15 protein-coding genes and 1 pseudogene are annotated in these 22702 nt (G+C 35.1%); 9 read left to right on the top strand and 7 right to left on the bottom strand.

The genetic code is table 11. The features are described 5' to 3' along the window. Nucleotides 1–68: 68 nt before the first annotated feature. Both BST92_RS03985 and BST92_RS03980 read right to left on the bottom strand, forming a co-directional pair. A complete protein-coding gene (locus tag BST92_RS03985; protein WP_105070282.1) occupies nt 69–1037 on the bottom strand; it encodes an electron transfer flavoprotein subunit alpha/FixB family protein in 969 nt (322 codons plus the stop codon). 91 nt (nt 1038–1128) lie between these two features. Next, entirely contained in the window at nt 1129–1875 is a 747-nt protein-coding gene (locus BST92_RS03980; RefSeq protein WP_105070281.1) for an electron transfer flavoprotein subunit beta/FixA family protein, read from the bottom strand. 297 nt (nt 1876–2172) lie between these two features. Between BST92_RS03980 and BST92_RS03975 the strand changes: the two are divergent. Continuing rightward, a pseudogene (locus BST92_RS03975) lies at nt 2173–3152 on the top strand (pyruvate dehydrogenase complex E1 component subunit beta). A 47-nt stretch (nt 3153–3199) separates the two neighbouring features. Here the strand turns inward: BST92_RS03975 and BST92_RS03970 are convergent. Continuing rightward, on the bottom strand, nt 3200–4063 hold the full coding sequence (locus tag BST92_RS03970) for a hypothetical protein (protein WP_105070280.1): 864 nt from the start codon (nt 4061–4063) through the stop codon (nt 3200–3202). 114 nt (nt 4064–4177) lie between these two features. Between BST92_RS03970 and BST92_RS03965 the strand changes: the two genes are divergently transcribed. From BST92_RS03965 to BST92_RS03950, 4 genes are all read left to right on the top strand, one after another. Continuing rightward, the gene (locus BST92_RS03965; protein WP_211292432.1) at nt 4178–6703 is read left to right on the top strand and encodes a DUF5686 and carboxypeptidase-like regulatory domain-containing protein; all 2526 of its coding nucleotides are present in this window, start codon (nt 4178–4180) and stop codon (nt 6701–6703) included. A gap of 133 nt (nt 6704–6836) precedes the next feature. Next, a complete protein-coding gene (locus BST92_RS03960) occupies nt 6837–9140 on the top strand; it encodes a DUF7619 domain-containing protein (RefSeq protein WP_105070279.1) in 2304 nt (767 codons plus the stop codon). A 312-nt stretch (nt 9141–9452) separates the two neighbouring features. Further along, nucleotides 9453–11915 carry a sodium-translocating pyrophosphatase gene (locus BST92_RS03955; RefSeq protein ID WP_105070278.1) on the top strand — a complete coding sequence of 821 codons (2463 nt, stop codon included), beginning with the start codon at nt 9453–9455 and terminating at the stop codon, nt 11913–11915. An 88-nt stretch (nt 11916–12003) separates the two neighbouring features. Continuing rightward, the gene (locus BST92_RS03950) at nt 12004–13032 is read left to right on the top strand and encodes an App1 family protein phosphatidate phosphatase (RefSeq protein ID WP_105072193.1); all 1029 of its coding nucleotides are present in this window, start codon (nt 12004–12006) and stop codon (nt 13030–13032) included. Nucleotides 13033–13058: 26 nt separating this feature from the next. Here the strand turns inward: BST92_RS03950 and BST92_RS03945 are convergent, their stop codons facing one another. The 4 genes from BST92_RS03945 to BST92_RS03930 form a co-directional block, all read right to left on the bottom strand. Next, nucleotides 13059–13676, bottom strand: a complete 618-nt coding sequence (locus tag BST92_RS03945) for a deoxynucleoside kinase (protein ID WP_042286377.1) — start codon at nt 13674–13676, stop codon at nt 13059–13061. 1 nt (nt 13677) lies between these two features. Continuing rightward, the gene (locus BST92_RS03940; protein ID WP_211292431.1) at nt 13678–14469 is read right to left on the bottom strand and encodes a hypothetical protein; all 792 of its coding nucleotides are present in this window, start codon (nt 14467–14469) and stop codon (nt 13678–13680) included. 65 nt (nt 14470–14534) lie between these two features. Then, the gene (locus BST92_RS03935; RefSeq protein ID WP_105070277.1) at nt 14535–15224 is read right to left on the bottom strand and encodes a response regulator transcription factor; all 690 of its coding nucleotides are present in this window, start codon (nt 15222–15224) and stop codon (nt 14535–14537) included. Further along, the gene (locus BST92_RS03930; protein WP_105070276.1) at nt 15217–16719 is read right to left on the bottom strand and encodes a sensor histidine kinase; all 1503 of its coding nucleotides are present in this window, start codon (nt 16717–16719) and stop codon (nt 15217–15219) included. The genes BST92_RS03935 and BST92_RS03930 overlap by 8 nt, the downstream gene beginning before the upstream one ends. Nucleotides 16720–16836: 117 nt before the next feature. On the opposite strand from BST92_RS03930, the gene BST92_RS03925 reads away from it, so the two are divergent. From BST92_RS03925 to hemW, 4 genes are all read left to right on the top strand, one after another. Then, entirely contained in the window at nt 16837–17712 is an 876-nt protein-coding gene (locus tag BST92_RS03925; RefSeq protein WP_105070275.1) for a GLPGLI family protein, read from the top strand. Nucleotides 17713–17794: 82 nt separating this feature from the next. After that, nucleotides 17795–18673: a GLPGLI family protein gene (locus BST92_RS03920; protein WP_105070274.1), complete on the top strand. Its 879-nt coding sequence runs from the start codon at nt 17795–17797 to the stop codon at nt 18671–18673. A gap of 96 nt (nt 18674–18769) precedes the next feature. Beyond that, the gene (locus BST92_RS03915; protein WP_105072191.1) at nt 18770–21475 is read left to right on the top strand and encodes a TonB-dependent receptor; all 2706 of its coding nucleotides are present in this window, start codon (nt 18770–18772) and stop codon (nt 21473–21475) included. Between the two features lie 87 nt (nt 21476–21562). Next, nucleotides 21563–22696: a radical SAM family heme chaperone HemW gene (gene hemW, locus BST92_RS03910; protein ID WP_105070273.1), complete on the top strand. Its 1134-nt coding sequence runs from the start codon at nt 21563–21565 to the stop codon at nt 22694–22696. Nucleotides 22697–22702: the final 6 nt, after the last annotated feature.

The raw sequence follows: 22702 nt of genomic DNA, 5'->3' as shown, positions 1-22702 counted from the left end.
AAAAAGCTGTGCAAAAATGAGTGTTTTTCTCATAATGCACAGCCTTAAAGCTAACAAATTATTAAGAATTAAGCATTTGCTGCCTTGAATGCTTTAAGTTTTTCTATTAAAGCAGGTACTACTTCAAATGCGTCACCTACTACACCATAGTCTGCAGCCTTGAAAAATGGTGCTTCTGGGTCAGTGTTGATAACTACTTTTACTTTTGAAGAACTTACACCAGCTAGGTGTTGAATAGCTCCTGAAATACCTATAGCGATATATAGATTAGTCGCTACCGGCTTACCAGTTTGACCTACATGTTCTCCATGTGGTCTCCATCCCATATCACTAACAGGCTTAGAACATGCTGTAGCTGCTCCTAAAACTTCTGCTAGTTCCTCTATCATTCCCCAGTTTTCTGGTCCTTTAAGGCCGCGTCCTGCACTAACTACAACATCTGCATCTGCAATACTTACTTTATCCGTTGCTTTATCTACAGATTGAACTTGTACTTTAAAGTCGTTGTCACTTAATGTTGGAGTAAAAGCTTCAGTACTACAATCAGTAGTGTTTTCTTTTAAGCCGTAAGAATTATTTGCAAGACCTACTAATTTATTTGCTGTAGAAATTTCAGTCATTGCAAAAGCTTTGTTTGTAAAAACAGATCTTTTAACAGTAAATGGACTAGTTGATGATGGTAATTCCATGACATTAGTCGCATATCCTGCTTCTAGGTGCACGCTTAATAAAGCTCCTAAATATTTAGAGTTTGCACTTGAACTTATGATTACGGTCGTTGCACCTTCAGCTTTTGCCGCTTGTGCAATCGTGTCTGCATATGCAGCTGCATTAAATTTTTCTAATTTTGAGTCTGATACGTTAAGTTGTTTAGAAACTCCATAAGTTCCCAAATCACCAGCACCATTTGCATTAAACGATATTGCTGTAACTGATGTACCTAACTGGTCTGCGATGCCTTTTCCATAGCTCGCAACTTCATAAGCAGCTTTCTTAAAAGAGCCGCCTTCTGATTCTGTATATACTAATACTGACATAGTTATTATATTTTGAGTAGAGCATTAAGCTCTTTACTTGTTAATGATAGTGTTATTTCGCTTTCGCGAAAGCGTAATTAAAATAGCTTACTTAAATAGCCTTTGCCTCGTTGTGTAACAAGTCAATAAGTTGATCTAGATTGTCTGCTGCTACTAATTTCACATCTCCTTTAGGAGCAGGCTTCTCAAAAGAAACTGTCTTTGTTTCTGTAGCTGTTGCTACAGAAGGTACAACGTTTAATGGTTTTTTACGAGCCATCATAATTCCACGCATGTTAGGAATTCTTAAGTCGCTTTCTTCTACAAGACCTTTCTGGCCACCTATGATAAGAGGTAGAGTAGTACTTACGGTTTCTTTACCACCATCTATTTCTCTAATCGCAGTAGCGGTATTACCATCTATCTCTAAAGAGATACATGTATTAACAAAGCTAGATCCAGTCATTGCAGCTACCATACCTGGAACCATACCACCGTTGTAGTCTATAGATTCACGACCTGCAATAACTAAGTCATAACCACCATTTTTAACAACTGCTGCAAGTTCTTGTGCCACTGCATAGCCATCTAATGCTGGCGCATCTACACGTGTTGCACTGTCTGCACCTATGGCAAGAGCTTTTCTAAGTGTAGGTTCAACATCTGCACCACCTACAGTGACAACTTCAACACTAGCACCTTGCTTTTCTTTAAACCACATGGCTCTCGTTAGACCAAATTCGTCATTTGGGTTAATAACATATTGTACACCATTTGTGTCAAACTGAGTATTGTTATCAGTAAAATTAATCTTTGAAGTGGTATCTGGCACGTGGCTGATACAAACTAAAATCTTCATATTTCACGGTTTTATTATGAGTTTTCAAACGTTTGCGAAAGTACGTAAAAAACAGCAAAAAAACTATGCGTGCATAATAAATTTAACGTCTTTAATGCTCTAAATCAGCAATTGAACCAGTTTTAATAACGTTACACTTGTATTTTTAACCCAACTATAACACTGTTACGAAAACGTTTTCACTGTACTTGTGCACATTTTTATAGCCTAAAAGGGACATTTTTTATCTTAAAAATGTGGTGTGCTAAGGTTGGGTAAGTTATTTTTGTTGCTCTTTTGTTATAAACAGTAGTATTTATGAAGACTATTCAATTCCGCGAGGCGATAGCCGAAGCAATGAGTGAAGAAATGCGCCGAGATGAGTCCGTTTATTTAATGGGTGAAGAGGTTGCAGAATATAATGGAGCCTACAAAGCTTCAAAAGGAATGCTAGACGAGTTTGGTGCAAAGCGTGTGATAGATACACCTATTGCAGAATTAGGTTTTGCAGGAGTGGCCATAGGTAGTACTATGACCGGTAATAGACCTATTGTAGAGTATATGACCTTTAACTTCTCACTAGTAGGAATTGATCAGATTATTAATAATGCTGCAAAAATACGCCAGATGAGTGGTGGACAATTTCCATGTCCTATCGTATTCCGTGGTCCTACAGCAAGTGCTGGACAACTAGCGGCAACACATTCACAGGCTTTTGAAAACTGGTTTGCAAACACACCAGGTCTTAAAGTAATCGTACCTTCAAATCCTTATGACGCAAAAGGCCTTTTAAAAGCAGCGATACGTGATGATGATCCAGTTATTTTTATGGAGTCTGAGCAAATGTATGGCGATAAAGGTGAAGTGCCAGAAGGTGAATATGTATTGCCTATAGGTGTTGCAGAGATAAAAAGAGAAGGAACTGATGTAACAATCGTTTCTTTTGGTAAAATTATAAAAGAGGCTTATAAAGCAGCAGACGATCTTGAAAAAGAAGGTATTTCTTGTGAGATTATCGACTTAAGAACAGTACGTCCTTATGATAAAGAGGCTATTTTAAAATCTGTTAAAAAACAAATAGATTAATCATTCTTGAAGAAGCATGGCCATTTGGTAATGTATCGACTGAGATTTCTCACATGGTCCAGGCAGAAGCATTTGATTATCTAGATGCACCTATCTATAAGATTAACACACAAGATACACCAGCACCGTACTCTCCGGTATTATTTGCAGAGTGGTTGCCTAATCACACTCACGTGGTTGAAGGTGTTAAGAAAGTGATGTATAAAAAGTAATTCTTTTTATTAAGAAGATTTAAACCCAGCTCAAAAAGCTGGGTTTTTTATTTGTCTATTAAATAGCCATTCATGGTACTTCCAGATTGCATATTGTTTATAGTCTCTCCGGCGTCTATAAACAAAGGCATAGCAAGTGCCTCTACATTTCCACTACGGCTGTTATTTGTTCCTGATTGAGTTACCGCGGTGGTACCTATCCTTATTTCGGCAATGGGAAGTGGAGAGCTGTTGTTATTACTAGTTAAATAAATAAAAATTTTGTTTGCTGGTACTGTATAAGAAGAAAAGGTATAAATAGGCTCTACCGTGGCATCAACTAATAAACCATTAAATACAAAAGTACCACTCAAAAGATCATTTTGCCCTACGAGAATGGGGTTGTTAAATGTTGGAAAAGTATAACTAGCCTCAGTATTAGAAATTAGGGTAAAACTTAAGGATGTTGTATAATCTAGAACAATCATATTGCCGATATTTCTTGAGTTAAAGAGTGAAGTTATGTAAAGATTCTTGCCTAGCGGAACAGAATATCCTCCTGTTTTTAAGTCATAAGTGATAGGCTGTATTCCTTTCATCCCATCAGGAAACTTAGGATTGCGATACATTTGCAAACTTTCAGCACTGGTACTATCGATTAATTTTCTCCAACCGCTTCCATGTTCGTAAAACCAGTAACCTTTATTTACGCTACCATTTCCAGTAATATAAATGATCATACTATCTTGATCTGAGGTCATAGTAACGGGAAATTCGTCTAGTTGAGGTAAAATAATTCCGTTTTTCTCGTTATCTGAAATGTTATTAATGTGCAACGCTGCAGCAGGATTAGAAGTATTAATACCAACTTGAGCATCAGAGTGATGAAATAGTAAAAAGAATATAATGTAGTAAAAATATTGACGTTCCATATGAGAGTTTATGATTTAATGACTGGTTGAGATAAAAGGTTAACAACTATTTTTAAAATTTGTACCTCTGTTTAATTACAAGAAACCTACTTTTGATTTTTACTTTCTTATAATATGATTGATTTTTTTAAATACGCTTTCGCGAAAGCGAGTTCATCACAACTGATGGTGATCATCATGTTTCTTGTGACTACTACGATAACCGCACAAACCAAAGTTGGTGGTGTGGTCTATGATGAATTTGGTGATGGTGTGCCATTTGCCAATGTTTTTTTTCCTGGATCAAGTGAAGGGACTATTACTAATGATAATGGTCGTTTTTATTTGCAGTCTAACTCTAATTATGAGACGATTCAAATCTCCTTTATAGGTTATGAGACACTTACCTATACACTTGAATCAAAGGTGAACCTAGAGCTTAATTTAACGCTCAAGACTGAAGCGGCAGCTCTAGATGCAGTAGTTATCTATACAGGTAAAACTTCTAAAAAAAATAATCCAGCATTGGATATCTTGCGTAAAGTATGGGAAAACCGTCGTAAGAATGGCCTTTCTCAATTCAAGCAGTATCAATTTGATAAGTATGAAAAGTTAGAGTTTGATATGAATACCATAGACAGTCAAATGGTTAATTCAAAGCTTTTCCGTGGGATGGAGTTCATTTTTGACTATGCAGATACTAGCAACGTCACAGGTAAAACTTACCTACCTATTTTTATTAATGAATCTTTATCTACCGTATATGGTGATAATGAGATGAATAAAGAAAAAGAAAATGTAAAGGCAAACAAGAACTCTGGATTTTCAAACAATCAAACGATTATAGCTTTTGTAAAAGATCTTTATGCAGATATTGATGTGTATGAGAGATATCTTAAATTTTTTGATAAGAGTTTTACCAGTCCAGTAGGTAAAAGTGGTATAGATACATATAATTATATTTTAAGAGATACGGCTATTATTGATGGAGTTGAAGCATATAATATTATTTATTATCCACGTAGGAAAGGTGAGTTAACATTTAAAGGAGACTTTTGGGTAGCGGCAGATTCTTATGCGATTAAGGAGATCAACCTGCAAGCAACAAAAAGTGCCAATGTTAACTGGGTGAAAGAAATTTATATTGAGCAAGAGTTTGATGTTTTAAATGATAGTCTTTTCTTAATTACTCGAGATTATTTTATGAGTGATTTTGCACTTAATAAAAAAGAAGAGTCTAAAGGTATGTATGGTAAGAGAACGACCTTGTTCAATAATTATCAATTTGATATTGCCAAAGACAAGGACTTTTACAAGCGTAGAGTTAACGATTATGATCCAGAAATCTATAATCGTGATGAGGCTTACTGGGATGAAAATAGATTAGAAAAACTCAATAAAGATGAGAAACAAATCTACACCATGCTAGACACTCTAAAGACCAATAAGAAGTTCAAGCGTTTATATAATATTGGGACCATTCTTGCATCTGGATACTATGAAATTGACAATTTTGATATAGGACCTGTTTTCAGTGTTTTTGGTTTTAATGATGTAGAAGGCTTAAGATTGCGTGGTGGTGGAAGAACTTATTTTTCGGCAAATGATATGTGGAGATTAGAAGGATATGGTGCATATGGTTTTAGAGATAACCAGTTCAAATATGGTATTGCTGGAAAATGGTTGATGGATAAAAAAAGCAGATTAACCATTTCTGGAGGAAACCGTCGGGATATAGAACAATTGGGCGCTAGCTTGACAAATACAAATGATGTGTTAGGACGTAGTCTTGCATCAAGTGCCTTGATAACCTCTGGAAATAACTCCAGTTTATCCAGCATTAATTTATCTACACTTGCTTTAAGTTTTGAACCTAAATATAATCTAGAGTTTAGATTAGGCACCAGTTATCGTACAATTAAGAGTGGTAATCCTGGTGTTTTTAGTCTAGATTATTTTGATGCAGATGCGCCAGGCGGTATTGAGACAGAAACTAGACAAGCAGATGCTAGTCTGACAATGACTTATACACCAGGTCGTAAAACCTCTAACTATGGAGTAGATAGGACGATCATCAATAGTGGTGAGTATCCTATTCTTTTTGCTAGTTATACTCGTGGATTTGAAGGGTTATTAGAAAGTGATTTTAACTTTGATAAAGTACAATTCTATTATAGTCATCCATTACAGATAGGTGCTTTTGGTAGATTAACAGCTCGCGTAGAGGCTGGTAAGACGTTTGGTGAAGTGCCCTTAGCATTATTAAATGTAGTTCCTGGTAACCAGACTTACTTCAATATTACAGGAGCATTTAATACCATGAATTTTTATGAATTTGTGACTGATGAATATGTGACACTTCACTTAAATCATAATTTCAATGGTAGATTATTTTCTCGTGTTCCTTATTTACGCGATTTGAATCTTAGAGAGCTTGTAGGAGTGCGCGCTGTTTATGGAAAGATTAGTGATGAAAATATAGCTTTAAATGCTAGCGGTTTAACTTACCTTGCTCCCGAAGATATTTACTGGGAATACAGTGCTGGTATAGGTAATATCTTTAAAGTGTTCCGTCTGGACGTAAGCTTTAGAGGTGGATACAACTATCTTCCAGACGCTCGATCTATGGCGATAACGGGTAGTTTTGGGTTTAGTTTTTAGTATGTCATACTGCTGTAAAGCGGTATCGACTAATAGTCCTTTAATAAATTTTTACATTCTTCTTTTAAAGATTTTCCTTACAATTAACTAATAATCGTATTTTGTGGGCTGTTATTAATACTATAATAGTTATATGAGAATTTTTACGATTGTTTTTTTGTTTTTGGGATTGATTGCATGTGCTCAAACGGCTGATGATTTAGTCTTTAACGTAGATGTAACAAATTCATACCGGTTCAGAATAACTTCAAATACTAACATTACCATAGATTGGGGTGATGGGATGACTAATTCCTATGGATCACCTTATGATATGCAAGTGTCACATACTTATCCAACTGCTGGAATGTATACTGTTATAGTGACAGGTCCATTAGAGGCTGTAAAATTTTATCTTAACAATAATATAACCGTTACTCAATGGGGTAATTCTCAGTTTCAAACGATGGAAGAGTCATTTAAGTACTGTCAAAATCTATCGATAAACGCTACAGATGTACCAGACTTAAGTAATGTAACAAACATGTCTGAAATGTTCTCCTATGCCATAAATTTTAATTCGGACATATCAAACTGGGATGTTTCAAACGTTACGGACATGGAAAATATGTTCAAAGGAGCATACGCTTTTAATTCACCATTATCAAGTTGGAACGTCTCTAATGTCACTGAGTTTAATGGAATGTTTCATCTCGCTAGAAGTTTTAACCAACCTTTAAATACATGGGATATAACTAACGCAAGAATATTGACATCAATGTTTACTGGCGCTGAAGATTTTAATCAGACATTAAAATCTTGGGATGTGAGTAATGTGACTTTAATGAGTGGGATGTTCTTCGGTGCTTTAGAGTTTAATCAAGATTTAAGTTCTTGGGCATTTAACTCTGGAGTAAATCTAACTAACCTTGTTCAAAATACTAATCTTGATACCTATAATTATGATGCGTTATTAAGCCGGTTTGTAGATTTACAGTATCAAAATAAAAATCTTGGAATTACAAATTTAGAATATTGTGATGCTTTTTCTAGAGCTGTATTGACTAATAGAGGTTGGACTATAACTAATGATACTTTAGCTCAGAATTGTGCTGTTCAAACCTTGAATGGTTTATTTTCTTATGATATAGATATGAGCGGATGTGATGTCAACGATCCTAAAGCATTAAATATGCCTTTGAATATTAGTAATACTGAAGCTTCAATTGATGTGATTGCTATAAATGGAGAGTATAGTGCAAATTTGCGACCTGGAACTTATAATATTACACCTATAATCGATAATCAGCGTTTTAATATTTCCCCTAGCAACTCTAGCGTAACAATCAATCAGTCAGGCATAATCACTCAAGATTTTTGCATAACTGATTTAGGTGTTTTTAATGATTTAGAGATTGTGCTTTTTCCAATCAGTGATAGCAGACCTGGATTTGATGCTAATTATAAGTTAGTTTATAAAAATAAAGGAACGAGTGTATTGTCAGGAACAATTAATACACAGTTTGAAAACGATTACATGACCTTTTTGAACGCATCACCAGCTGTAGCCTCAACCAGCCCAGGAGTTTTAAACTGGAATTATTCAAATATTCAGCCATTTGAGACAAGAGAAATTTTAATTAACTTTAATCTTAATACACCTACAGACCCTAATTTTCCTTTACAATTAGATGATTTATTAGTTTTCAGATCTGCTATTAATTATTCTGGTACAGACGAGACACCACACGATAATACTTTTATTACTAGGCAAAAAGTTGTTAACTCTTATGACCCTAATGATAAGACTTGCTTACAAGGTGATACTATTTTACCTAGTGAAGTAGGTGAGTATGTGCATTATAGAATCCGTTTTGAGAATGAAGGAACGGCGAGTGCTATTAATGTTCGTATTGTAGATTATATCGATACGGCAAAGTATGATATCTCGACGTTAGTTCCTTTAAGCTCAAGTCATGATTATACTACTACAATATCTAGTGGTAATAAGATAGAATTTCAATTCGATAATATCAACTTACCATTTACCGCACCAGCCAGTCAAGGTTATGTGCTGTTTAAAATTAAAACAATAAACACGCTGGTTTTAGGAGATGATTTTTCTAATCAAGCTGAGATTTACTTTGATTTTAATGCGCCTATAATTACAAATCTGGAGACAACAACGGTATCAACTACGGCTAGTTTAAGTGATCAAAGCCTTTTTGCATTGCAACTATATCCTAATCCTGCAGGTAGTGAAGTAACGGTTACAAGCAACGCCACATTCAACTCCTATGAAATTTATAATGCCACAGGAAAAGTACTTATCAGCAAAAATTTAGAAAACCCAGTACTTGAACAAATTATATCTCTAGAAGAGTTGTCAACTGGATTATACTTCATTAAGATCTTAAATGCCACGCAAAGTACAGTGAGTAAGTTGATGAAGTTGTAACTTTTCTTTTTTTCATACCGCCAAATATGCCAAGACGAATATTTGGCATATTGACTACGTATTTGTAACTACCACAAGTGTTCTAAGATTTGACATGCCAACTATTTTTGTTGGTATTGTCTAAATCAGAGTTCTGTAGTTTTTTATGGTCATACTACTACATAGCGGTATCGGCTAGTATTATCTTGAAGAGTTTTAAGTACGCTTTCGCGAAAGCAAATACCTAAGAATCTTAGTACTATAACGTTATAGTTTTGTTAACATAATTTTAGTACATTAGCTAGATTTATAAAACCAAACAAAACAAAACATATGGAATCATACATGATTTACATGCCATTACTGATGGCAGCTCTAGGATTACTTTACATGTTTATTAAGAAATCTTGGGTCTTGAAACAAGATGCAGGAGATGGAAAAATGAAAGAAATCTCAGATTATATTTATGAAGGTGCACTGGCATTCTTGAAAGCTGAGTACAAACTACTCGCTATTTTTGTAGTTATTACAAGTATTTTACTAGTTGTAGTTTCTCAAGTTGTTGACACAACACACTGGCTTATCGTTATAGCATTCATTTTTGGTGCGGTATTCTCTGCTTATGCAGGAAATATAGGGATGAAAATTGCCACTAAAACTAATGTAAGAACTACGCAAGCTGCTCGCACGAGTTTGCCTAATGCGTTAAAAATATCTTTCGGTGGTGGAACAGTAATGGGATTAGGTGTAGCAGGACTTGCTGTACTAGGTCTAACAGCATTTTTCATAATATTCTATCATCAATTTATGAATGGTGAATGGGCTGCTGCTGAATTTGAAGGCGTTATGAAGACTCCACAAGAGTTGATGACTATCGTTCTTGAAACGCTGGCTGGTTTCTCATTAGGAGCTGAATCTATCGCTCTTTTTGCTCGAGTAGGTGGTGGTATTTATACTAAAGCTGCAGACGTAGGTGCTGACCTGGTAGGTAAGGTGGAAGCTGGGATTCCTGAAGATGATCCACGTAACCCAGCAACGATTGCTGACAACGTAGGTGATAACGTAGGTGATGTGGCTGGAATGGGTGCTGACCTTTTTGGTTCATACGTGGCAACAGTTCTTGCTGCCATGGTCCTAGGTAATTATGTGATTAAAGATATGGGCGGTAATATTGTCAATGAAGGTTTTGGCGGTATAGGACCTATTTTACTTCCTATGGCTATTGCTGGTGTAGGTATTATAATTTCGGTAATAGGAACCATGCTTGTAAAAATTAAAAGTAACGATGCTAAGGAAGCTCAGGTAATGGGTGCATTAAATATAGGGAATTGGACATCTATTGTTCTTGTAGCGGCGGCATGTTTTGGTCTATGTATGTGGATGCTACCGGATACCATGCAAATGGAATTCTTTGGAGAAGGATTAATTGAAATTTCTTCTATGAATGTGTTCTTTGCCACTTTAGTAGGATTAGTAGTAGGAGCAGTAATATCATCTGTAACAGAATATTATACAGGATTAGGTAAATCACCTATTCTTAAAATTGTACAGCAATCATCTACAGGAGCAGGAACCAACATCATTGCAGGTCTTGCGACAGGTATGATTTCTACGTTCCCATCAGTACTTTTATTTGCAGGAGCGATATGGGCATCCTATGCATTTGCTGGTTTTTATGGTGTTGCTCTTGCAGCTAGTGCTATGATGGCAACTACAGCGATGCAATTAGCCATTGACGCATTTGGTCCTATTGCAGATAATGCTGGAGGAATCGCTGAGATGAGTGAACAAGATCCTATCGTACGTGAGCGTACAGATATCCTTGACTCTGTAGGAAATACCACGGCAGCAACCGGAAAAGGCTTTGCCATCGCGAGTGCAGCTTTAACTTCACTAGCCTTATTTGCCGCTTATGTAACCTTTACGGGAATAGATGGAATTAATATTTTTAAAGCTCCAGTACTTGCGATGTTATTTGTAGGTGGAATGGTACCAGTAGTATTTAGTGCACTTGCTATGAACGCAGTTGGTAAAGCAGCTATGGAAATGGTAGAGGAAGTACGTCGCCAGTTTAGAGATATTCCAGGTATTATGGAAGGAACTGGGAAACCAGAATATGATAAATGTGTAGATATCTCTACAAAAGCATCTTTAAAGGAAATGATGTTGCCTGGTCTATTAACTATAGGATTCCCATTATTAATTGCTTTTGTCCCTATGATTTTTGGAATGGATCATCTTGCCATTGCAGAGATGTTAGGTGGTTATATGGCTGGTGTAACTGTGAGTGGAGTGCTTTGGGCTATTTTCCAAAACAACGCTGGTGGAGCATGGGACAACGCAAAAAAATCTTTTGAAGCTGGTGTTGAAATTAATGGTAAGATGACCTATAAAGGTTCTGAAGCTCATAAAGCAGCGGTAACAGGTGATACTGTAGGTGATCCTTTTAAAGACACTTCAGGTCCTTCTATGAATATTTTAATTAAACTTACATGTTTAATAGGTCTAGTTATCGCACCTATTTTAGGTGGTCACGTAGATGGACAGGCTAGTGTTATCAAGCAAGAGATAGAACAAGAGGTAGTGCAAAATAATGAAGAGACGAGCTCGATTTATAAAAATTTGGATATTCAAAAATCGGTAGATGCAGAGACCGGTATAGTCACCGCAAAAGTTACTTATCAATCGTCTGCAAATGGTGCAACGATCACAAAGTCTCATAAATACGTGGGAACTGAAGAACAAGTTGAGGCAAAAATTAAAGCACTGAATCAAGAAGTGATTAATTTTAAATAATCTAGAAATTGTTAAGTATTGAAGTCCCATTTTGGCACAGCTGGAATGGGATTTTTTATATCAACCATTTATTACTTATTTTCACATCATGGCACTGTTTAAAAGAGATCCTTGGATTTTAGATATATACCGTACGTATAGTGGTAAAAACCACTTATACATACGTGGTCGTGCGCTAGAAGATCAACCTCTCAAGCATTATGAGCAGCAAACCTTTTACCAGACCTTACGCAACACCTGGCGTACTTTTAAGACGGATGAGATACGTAATGCATCAGTAGGATTAACGCTGCCCAATGGAACACAGTTTGAAACTAAGGCTGATCATGAAGGTTATTTTTTATTTGATATTACAGTAGATATCGACCTTGAAGAATTGTCTGATGAAGAAGGATATTTAAGTCTTTCTGTAAAGTTTGATGAGGATAATGCCGCTTTTGCTAAAGCGAGAAAACAAAAACGTCTGACCAAGAATAGTTTCAATGGTGAAACACTAATTCCGCCATATAGTTCTGTTTATGGTGTGATTAGTGATATAGACGATACCATTATGCATACTGGAGTGACCAGCTTTCTAAAACTACGTGTCGCTTTTAATACTTTTTTTAAAAACTATGATCGTAGGTTACCTTTAAAAGGTGCTGCAAGTTTATATCAATTATTACATCGAGGACCATCTGGTAATGATCAAAACCCGATGTTTTATTTAAGCAATAGTCCATGGAATTTATATAAGTACCTCGAGAAGTTCTTAGATTTTCATGGTTTTCCTAAAGGTCCTATTCTTCTCAGAGATTTTCCCACACCATGGGATAGAACACCTAAATTAAAACGTCCTCATAAAGTACATGAGTTGCTCAATATTTTAAAGCACTATCCAGACATGAATTTCATTCTTATAGGCGATAGTGGCGAGCATGATGTCGATTATTATAAAGACGTTGCACAGCAATATCCTGACCGCATTATGGCTATCTATTTAAGATCTGTGAATCATGATAAGAAAATGGCACGAGTAAAATCCATTGCAGATACTTTTACCATATGTCCTATGCTACTGGTTCAAGAATCTAAAGAGGCTGTAATTCACGCCCGTGAAATGGGATGGATTATATAACTGAAACGTCTGCTAATGTATAGATGCTAAGCAAATAGCCCAGTAAGTTCTGCATCAATTTTATTGATAATATCTCCTAGATCTTCAGGATTATTTACAAAATCAATATTGTCCACATCTATGATTAAAAGGTTTCCTTTATCATAGCCATGGATCCAGGCTTCATAACGCTCATTAAGACGACTTAAATAATCAATCGAGATTGTGTTTTCATAATCGCGACCACGTTTGTGGATTTGGTTTACTAGATTAGGGATAGAACTGCGCAGATAGATTAATAAATCTGGTGCAGCAACTAGCTTCTCCATTAAATCAAATAGTGATGAGTAATTGTCAAAATCGCGTTGAGATAATAGACCCATCGCGTGTAAATTAGGCGCAAAGATACTCGCGTCTTCATATATTGTACGATCTTGGATGATCTTTTGACCACTCTCACGTATCTCTAATACCTGACGGAAACGGCTATTTAAGAAATACACCTGTAAGTTAAATGACCATCGTTCCATGTCTGTATAGAAATCTTCTAGATATGGGTTTTCTAGAACGTCCTCAAATTGAGGTGTCCATTTATAGTGTTTTGCAAGTAGTTTTGTAAGAGTAGTTTTTCCAGCTCCTATATTTCCGGCGACAGCTATGTGCATATTAAGATTTCTTCAGGTTGATAGTTTGAACGTGCAAGCGTTTCTGGTGGTAAAGATAAAGTTTTCCACCCTTTAGATAAAGCGATTCTGGCGAGTATTCTTGAGAAAAAGATGTGGTGATTTCGCTTTCGCGAAAGCGAAATTCTTTGTCAAACCGATACCATTTCCAGCCACTGTCTGTTTGAAAGCCCAGTTGCTCAAAGTCAAAGGCTACCGGTAGCTTTAATTCTTCATTTATACGGCTCGTTTCACTGGCATAAGTGTTATAAGTTATGATGCCTTTTTCAGTGATTAGATGACAGAAATTATAGTCGCTTTGCATCTCTATAACGGGTTCTTTTATAGGTGTAGTGCTATTCACTAACTTATTATTTGTATAATCATAAAGCTCTAACCTGGATAGGTCTAGATTATATAACCACAAACGTCGCTCGCCAGCTAGTCGTACATGTTCTATAAATCGTTGAGGTTTAAGAATGTTAAAGTTGAGTCGTTGTTGCTCATTTAAACGATTATCTAAAAAGACTAGTGTTTGTGTATCTCTATAGAATACTAATATCTTTAATGGATTAATGATGTCTACACTAGTAATATCACCTAGTTGTATGTCAAAAAACTCTAATCGCTTAGATTCTGATTTTTTATACAATACATTATCAGTACTATAATAAATACTCATAAAGTCATCCACACCATAAAAAGAGTCGCATGATAATGATATGCTATTATCAGTAGGGATTTGAGCCTGTATATGATACGAGCTTATTAAAAAGAGCAAAATCGTCCATTTCATTAATGGAAAAATACAAACAATTATTTTAATTAATTTTTGCAACATGAAAGTAGTATGTCGTGTTGCTATGGAACGATAAGTTTATAACCATAACCACGCACATTTACGATCTCTATTTGTGAGTCTTGCGCTAGTTTTTTACGCAGTTTTGAAATAAACACATCCATACTACGGCCAGAGAAAAAGTCATCGTTGCCCCATAGCTTTTTAAGAATAAAAGTGCGATCTAAAACGGTATTCTTCTTTTCTAAAAGGTGATATAATAAATGTGCTTCTCGATGTGTTAATTTAATAGGTTCTTGAGTTAGGTAAGCTAATCGTTGTTGTGGGAAGTTAAAGCTGTAGTCACCTATTTGATAAACGGCAGCGGTTTGTTGGGTCTGTTGTCTAGAGAGTAAATTATTAATACGCACGATAAGTTCTTCCATTGAGAACGGTTTTTTAAGATAGTCATTACCTCCTACATGAAAACCTTCTAGGACATCTTCTGTCTGCGATTTTGCTGTTAAAAAAATAATAGGCATTTCTTCATTAATCAATCTTATTTTTTTTGCTAATGAGAAACCATCTAACTCTGGCATCATCACATCTAGTACTGCAATTTGCGGTTTACAGCTTTCAAAAGCTACATATGCCTGTATACCATTGAGACAATGGGTTACTTTAAAATCTCTGGTTTCCAGACTTTCCTTAATGATCATACCTAGTGCTGGCTCGTCCTCGGCTAGTAATATATGTGTCTTTTCTTTATTCATGAGGTAAGACTATTTTAAATTGAGTACTAGGTCTAGTAGTTACAGTTATAGAGCCACCATGTTTTTCTATAATAGATTTTGTATAATATAATCCTATCCCAAAACCCTTCACATCATGTACATTGCCTTTAGGTACTCTATAGAATTGATTGAAAATTTGTTTAGCGTCTTTGGCTGATAATCCGTTTCCAGAATCCGTAATTATCAGTTCATATTCCAGTACAGATTTATAAAGTTCAACCTGTATATCTTTTCCACCATACTTGATAGCATTATCAATCAGGTTATTGAAAGCGTTTTCAAGGTGAAACCCATCACCTACAAAACTTGAATCATTAGTGTGGTCTATAAAAACAATAGATTTTGTGGTCTGTGGTTTAAATTTTAAAATTAGAGCATTTATCATATCAGCGATAATCAACTCACCTTTTTGTAAGGCTAGTTCTTTACCATCTAGACTTGCTGTTTCTAGTAGTTTTTCTACCATATTATTAAGCTTGTCCAGTTGCTCGCGACCCATATTAAGATAGCGATCAGTTTTCTCTATGTCACCTGTATTTGTGAAGTTTTGCACGCCTTCTAGAGCAGCACTGGTTGTTGCAATAGGCGTTTTAAATTCATGGGTGATATTTGAGATGAGGTCATTTTTCATCACATTTAGATTTTTTTGTCTCTTTATAATATTTAATAAATAGAATAGACACAAAATAATACTGGTGATTAATAATGTAGATAATAGTATGCCCGTAAGATTGCGTTTTAAAACGTTAGTATTTAAACCGTTATAGATTAATTCGAGCTTGTTCTCGTCATCAATAAGCTCTGATAGGCTAGTAAGAGCATTACCAGGGAAAGAATTAGTACTGGTCTGGTAAGTAGAATCAGGTGTTGTATAAACCAGTTGATGGTTGATAGTAATGTTTTTTGACTTTAGTTGATTTTTAAAAAGGCTATCTACTTTTTCAACTCTTAATTTATTAGACTTTATAGAAAACACGATACGATTAGTAAGTTCTTCTATCTCTGTTTCAGTATTATCATCTGTAAATTTGATATTTGATATTTTTACAGATGTAGAATCACTTCCTTTTTTATCTGTAATATGGATATCTGGTAAATCATTATTTGCTTTTACTTTAAATCTAGGTAAGGTATCTGCCCGTACGCCTTTTAATATTGTAATTCCTTTAATATTAACACTATCTGGAAATCTTAACTCATCATTTTCATCTAGATCTTCAAAATCTAGTTGTTCAAATACATCTGTGATTCCAAATTCATTTTCACCATTATTTATAAAGCTTATGGTGTTATTTTTTGCACGTAGAGTAAAATAATCCTCGACGCTTTGGTCTAGTGTGGTTTGTAAATCTATTTTTAACTGGCGTTCACTTTCTTTATAATTTTTATAATTCCAGTACACCTGTATCGCTAGTGTTATCGCAATTACAGCACTAATTAAGTAAAGTAAATATCTATAAGATCTCTCATTCATAATATCAAAGGTGCAATAATAAAGGCTTGTAAAAAAACGAGTTAACACTCGTTAACGTTGGTTAACGCTGTATTTGAGTAAATTACTACATCTTTGAGTCATCAAAAAACAACGATTATGAAACCTATACAAATTACCTTGATTAGCTTTTTAATTCTCGCTTTCGCGAAAGCGTATACCGCACAGGCTCAGCAAGAATTTAAAGCAAAAGCAACCTACATCGCATTTACAAAGTTTGATCTACCAGAGGATTCAACGATGACTAAGAAAGCCGAAAGCGATCCCATAGTAAAGGCTATGATGGAACAGTTAAAAAAAGGAAGTAAACAGGAATATACGCTTGAATTTACAAGAACAGAATCATCATATGATAAAGTAAAACAACTCGCAACACCTAGTAAACCTACTAATGGAATTTCTATTTCCTTTTCTGCCAGTGGTGGAGTAGGTAGCACTATTTATAAAAATATCGAAGAGAATAGCTACATCAAACAAGGTAACATCATGGGGAAAGATTTTGTCATAATAGATAAATTACCTAGTTATGAATGGAAACTTTTGAGCGAAACAAAAAAGATAGGGCAGTATACCTGTTTTAAAGCTGTTTATGTACCGATTGAACAAGAAGAAGTTGAAGAAGAAGTTGAAGATGATAACGATGATGAAGTTAATACTAGTATTACTTCTATGGTTGTCGAGGCAGATCCTACTATAACAGCGTGGTATACACCAGACATACCTGTAAGTAATGGTCCTGGAGAATATCATGGCCTGCCTGGTCTAATTGTCGAGGTACAGCAGCAGGAAACCACCATATTATTAAAAGAGATTGTTCTAAATCCTGATGAAAAACTAGACCTAAAAAAGCCTAGAAGTGGTAAGAAAATCAATCAAGAGGACTTTGACGCATTACAAAAAAAGAAATCTGAGGAGATGATGAAAAATAGAGGTTCAGGAAATGGTAGTTTTAGAGTCATATCTATTGGAGGATAATTAAACCATCCTACTTTTTGATAGTCTTAACTTTTAAAAGAAAGCGTCTGGCTAATTTTAGCCAGATTATATTGAAAAGACTATGAAAAAAATATTACTTCTTATTGCAGTAGTGCTAGGTGCTACAACAATTAATGCTCAAGAAATGTATGGTGAGGCTACCTACATGTCTAAAGTTAAAATGGACAATAGCTGGATGGAAGGAGATCGCGAGATGACTCCAGAGCGTCGCAAGCGTATTGAAGAAAACATGAAGAAAATGACTGAAAAGACATATGTCCTCAAGTTTAATCGTACAGAGTCAACTTATAAAGAAGAGGTAGCTCTTGAAGCGCCAGGGCAAGGTCGCGGTTGGGGCGGCATGATGGGAACGATGATGGCTGGTGAAAAGTATAAAAACATCAATGAAGGCATGTATACAGAGCAGCGCGATATGATGGGTAAAACTTTTTTAATTCAAGATTCTTTACCACAATTAGAGTGGAAAATAACTGGAGAATCTAGAAAAATAGGGAATTATACAGCGATGAAAGCGACGGCTACAATGCCTAGTGGTGAATTTGACTGGACTAATTTTAGAAGAAGACGTGGTGGAAATGCTGAAGAAGAAGCTGCTCAAAAGAAAAAGGACAGTATAGCACAAGCAACTGGTGACTTAACTGAAATGTTTGAAAAGCCAGATGAAATAGTGGTTACAGCGTGGTTTACTCCAGAAATACCAGTTCAACATGGTCCAGATATTTATGGTGGCTTACCGGGTTTAATTCTAGAGGTTAATGCTGGTAATACTACTTTGTTATGTTCACAAATCACGATTAATCCAGAAGAACGTGAAGAGATCAAGCCTGCAAAAAAAGGCGATGTGGTAACGCAAGAGGAATATGACGCTACACTGAAGCAAAAAATGGAAGAGATGAGACAACGATGGAGCGGTGGTCGCGGTCGTGGTCGCGGTCGTTAGTAAAACTCTCTTTTTTAAAATATGTATGATATGCGAGATAAACCTTCTCGCATTTCTTTAACCAAAAAAATAAAATGCAACGTGCATTTAATTCATATGAAAAAAAATATACTCTTATTATGTGTCGCATTACTTTGTATAAGTACTGCAGTGGCACAAAATTATAAAATCACAGGTACTGTTGTTGATAGTCTAGGAGTACCATTACAAATGGCAAACGTGATCGCTTATCAACAAGATAAAAACCTTGGCGCTTTCGGTATAACAAATCAAGAAGGTAAATATAAATTAGAAGGTCTTAAACAAGATAGTACCTATACAATTAAAGTATCTTTTCTAGGTCTAAAACAAATCGAGGAAAAGGTAGAAAAATTACAAGGAGATCTTGTGAAAAACTTTGTGATGATGGCTGGCGCAGATGAGTTGGATGCTATTAATCTTACTTATCAAATGCCAGTTTCTATTAAAGGAGATACTATCGTGTATGACGCAGACAGTTTTACAAATGGTACTGAAGATAAGCTAGGTGATGTTCTTAAAAAACTGCCAGGTGTTGAGGTGAATGATGATGGTGATATTACCGTAGAAGGTCAGGTCGTTGAAAAAGTTCAAGTAGAAGGGAAAGATTTCTTTGAAGGAGATTCTAGACTAGCTACAAAGAATATTCCAGCAGACGCGGTAAGTAAAGTACAAGTACTAAAAAATTATAACAATCAATCACAGTTAAAGGGATTAGGTAATGATCAAGATCGTTATGTGATTAATATTAAACTGAAAGAAGGAAAAAAGAAATTCTGGTTTGGAGAAGCTACGGTAGGAGCAGGATATGGAGGACAGGCAGAGCGTTATCTAATTCAGCCAAAAGCATTTTATTATAGTGAAGATTTCTCTGTTAATATTTTGACAGACTTTAATAATTTAGGTACTCCTGCATTTACAGGTAGAGATTATTTTAGATTTATAGGTTTTAATCGTCGCGATACTAGACAAAACAATGCATCGATAAATGTAAATGCTGCTAGTACTTTTAATGCCTTCGCAACCAATAGAGCTCTTTCCATAGATAGTAAGTTTCTTGCCGGTAATGCATCATGGAAAGTAAGTGATAAGTTAGATATGAGCGCATTTGCTATTTTATCTAGTACAGATACACGAACAAAAGTTTTAAATAGTAATACCTTTATTGATAGTGGATTAGTAGAAGAAACTGATGATAGAGCTTTAGAACGCAATCAGGTAGGTTTATTTAAATTAGGTGCAAACTATAATCCTAACTCTGATTTATCTATTAATTATGATGGTCGTATCAATATTTCAGATCAAAGTCAAGTCACAGATTTTACATCTAGTCGATCTGGTGTAGTAGAAGATATTGATCAGGTAAATAGTCAGAAACCTATTTCATATAACCAGTCCTTAAATGCATACTACACAGCTGGAGAAAAGCACATTTTTGCTTTAGAATCTCAATTTCTAAATCAAGAAGAAGATCCCTTCTATAATGCTGTTCGTAATATTAGAGATCAGCAAGATCCAGAACCATTTAACGGAGCATTAGGACTAGAGTCTGCAGATCCTTATAATATCAATCAAGAGCGTTTTGTGAACACAAACAAAATCGATGCAAAATTAGATTACTTCTATGTTTTAAATAAAACTAGTAATATCAATTTTACTTTAGGATCTACAGTTTCTCAACAAAACTTCAGTTCTGATATTTTTCAAATTACAGATACTGAAGAAAGAAACGAGTTGCAAGACCCTTCATTACGTAATGATAATGTGCAATACAATTTTACTGATTTATTTGCAGCCGTACATTATAAATTTATTACTGGAAAATTCACATTTACACCAGGTGTAACAGCACATAGCTTCAGAACACTAGATTTCCAAAATGATATAGAGAATGTTATTGAATCACAACGTATAGTTCCGGATCTTGAAGTTCGTTATGACATTAAGAGTTCTCAATCTTTGAGATTATCTTATGATCAAACAGTAACATTTACAGATATTGATAACTATGCAGAAGGTATCATATTTACAAACTATAACAGTTTGCGTAGTGGTAATAATCAATTAGAAGGATCATTAAATGATCGCATATCGTTAAGATATAACAACTTCAACATGTTTAATTATACAACCATATTTGGAAATATTACTTACACCAAGCAACGTGACGCTATACAGTCGCAAACACAGTTGGATGGTATTAACCAGATTAGTGCTCCTATAAACTTTGGATTGCCTAATGAATCTTTAAACGGTAGTTTGTCTTATGGAAAAGAAATAAGAAAGATTCAATTTGGAGTTTCAGCTAGTGGTAGCTGGTCTAGTCGTAATAACATTATTAATAATGTTGAGCAAGAATCGATTAACATTAATCAAACTTATGGAGCGACTGCTAGGTCTAATTTCCAGAAAGGAGTCAACTTTGATTTAGGTTATAGACTTAACTTTAATGATAGTGATAATGGTGGATTTGAGAATAACTCTACTACTAATGTATATAGTGCTGGTATCGATTGGCAATTAGGGAAACGATGGTTATTGAGAGGTAGTTATGATTTAAATGATTTCTCATCAGATAATGGTCAAGAAAACACATTTGAATTTTTAGATGCATCTATACGTTATCAAAAACCTTCTTCTAGATGGCAATATTCATTGATTGCAACAAATCTACTTAATGCTGAGGTGAATGTTAATAATAACTTCGGTCAGATAGCCACGTCTACTACACAAACATTTGTATTACCACGTTACGTTTATTTCCAGATGCGATTTGATTTGTAATATTAGAATGATTTCATTTACAAAAGCAGCTCGATATCGAGCTGCTTTTTTTATGTCTTTATATTAATTGAACTTACCTTTACAAACATGAGCGGTATTTATATCCACATTCCATTTTGTAAGCAAGCCTGTCATTACTGCGATTTTCACTTCAGTACAAATATGAAGTATAAAGATGATATCGTTACTGCGCTATGTGATGAAATACGCTTACGCAAAAGCGAATATCAAGAAACCACTGTGGAAACCATTTACTTTGGTGGTGGAACGCCTAGTGTGCTTGAGCCATTTCAAATCAATCAAATCATAGATACCATTTATCACCATTATCGAGTTAGCGACAATCCAGAAATCACTCTTGAAGCAAATCCAGATGATCTTAATAAAGAGAAATTAGCACAACTTAATGACTCGCCAGTAAATCGTTTAAGTATAGGGATTCAATCGTTTTATGAAGAAGATTTAAAGCTGATGAATCGGGCTCACAATGCCCAAGAAGCACTTTCTTGTATCGTTCAAGCACAAACTTATTTTGACAATATTTCTATAGACTTGATTTATGGAATTCCTGATATGACTGCAGACCGCTGGAGAGAAAATATCTATAAAGCGATAGAATTAAAAATACCGCATATATCCAGTTATGCTTTAACCGTAGAAGATAATACGGCTCTTAAATCATTTATAGAAAAAGGTCTTATCCCTAAGGTAGATGATGAACTCGCCCAAGAGCATTTCCATATACTTCTTGATGCGATGCAACTGCACGGTTATAGCAATTATGAGTTTTCAAACTTTGGTAAAGAAGGTTATTTCTCAAAAAATAATACCGCATACTGGACCGGTAAAAGTTATATAGGTATAGGACCTAGTGCACACAGTTTTGATGGGAAAAGACGTGGCTGGAACATTAATAATAATGTAAAGTATCTTAAATCTATTCAAGCTAGTGAATTACCTATCGAGATAGAAGAACTGACAACAGTAGATCGTTATAATGAATATGTCATGACTGGTTTGCGCACTATTTATGGGATTTCTTTAAATAAAATAGAACAGGAATATGGCGTTAATTTTAAAGATTATTTATTGGATCAAGCAGCGGGCTATTTAAAAGACCATTTACTATATTTAGATGGCGATACATTAATGGTAACTCGTAAGGGTAAATTTTTAAGTGATGGAATCGCTAGTGAGTTATTCATGCTCAATTTAAATTAAAACATA

The sequence above is a fragment of the Nonlabens arenilitoris genome (assembly GCF_002954765.1).
Taxonomy (GTDB): Bacteria; Bacteroidota; Bacteroidia; order Flavobacteriales; family Flavobacteriaceae; genus Nonlabens; species Nonlabens arenilitoris.
This window is presented reverse-complemented; position numbering and strand designations above follow the sequence as displayed.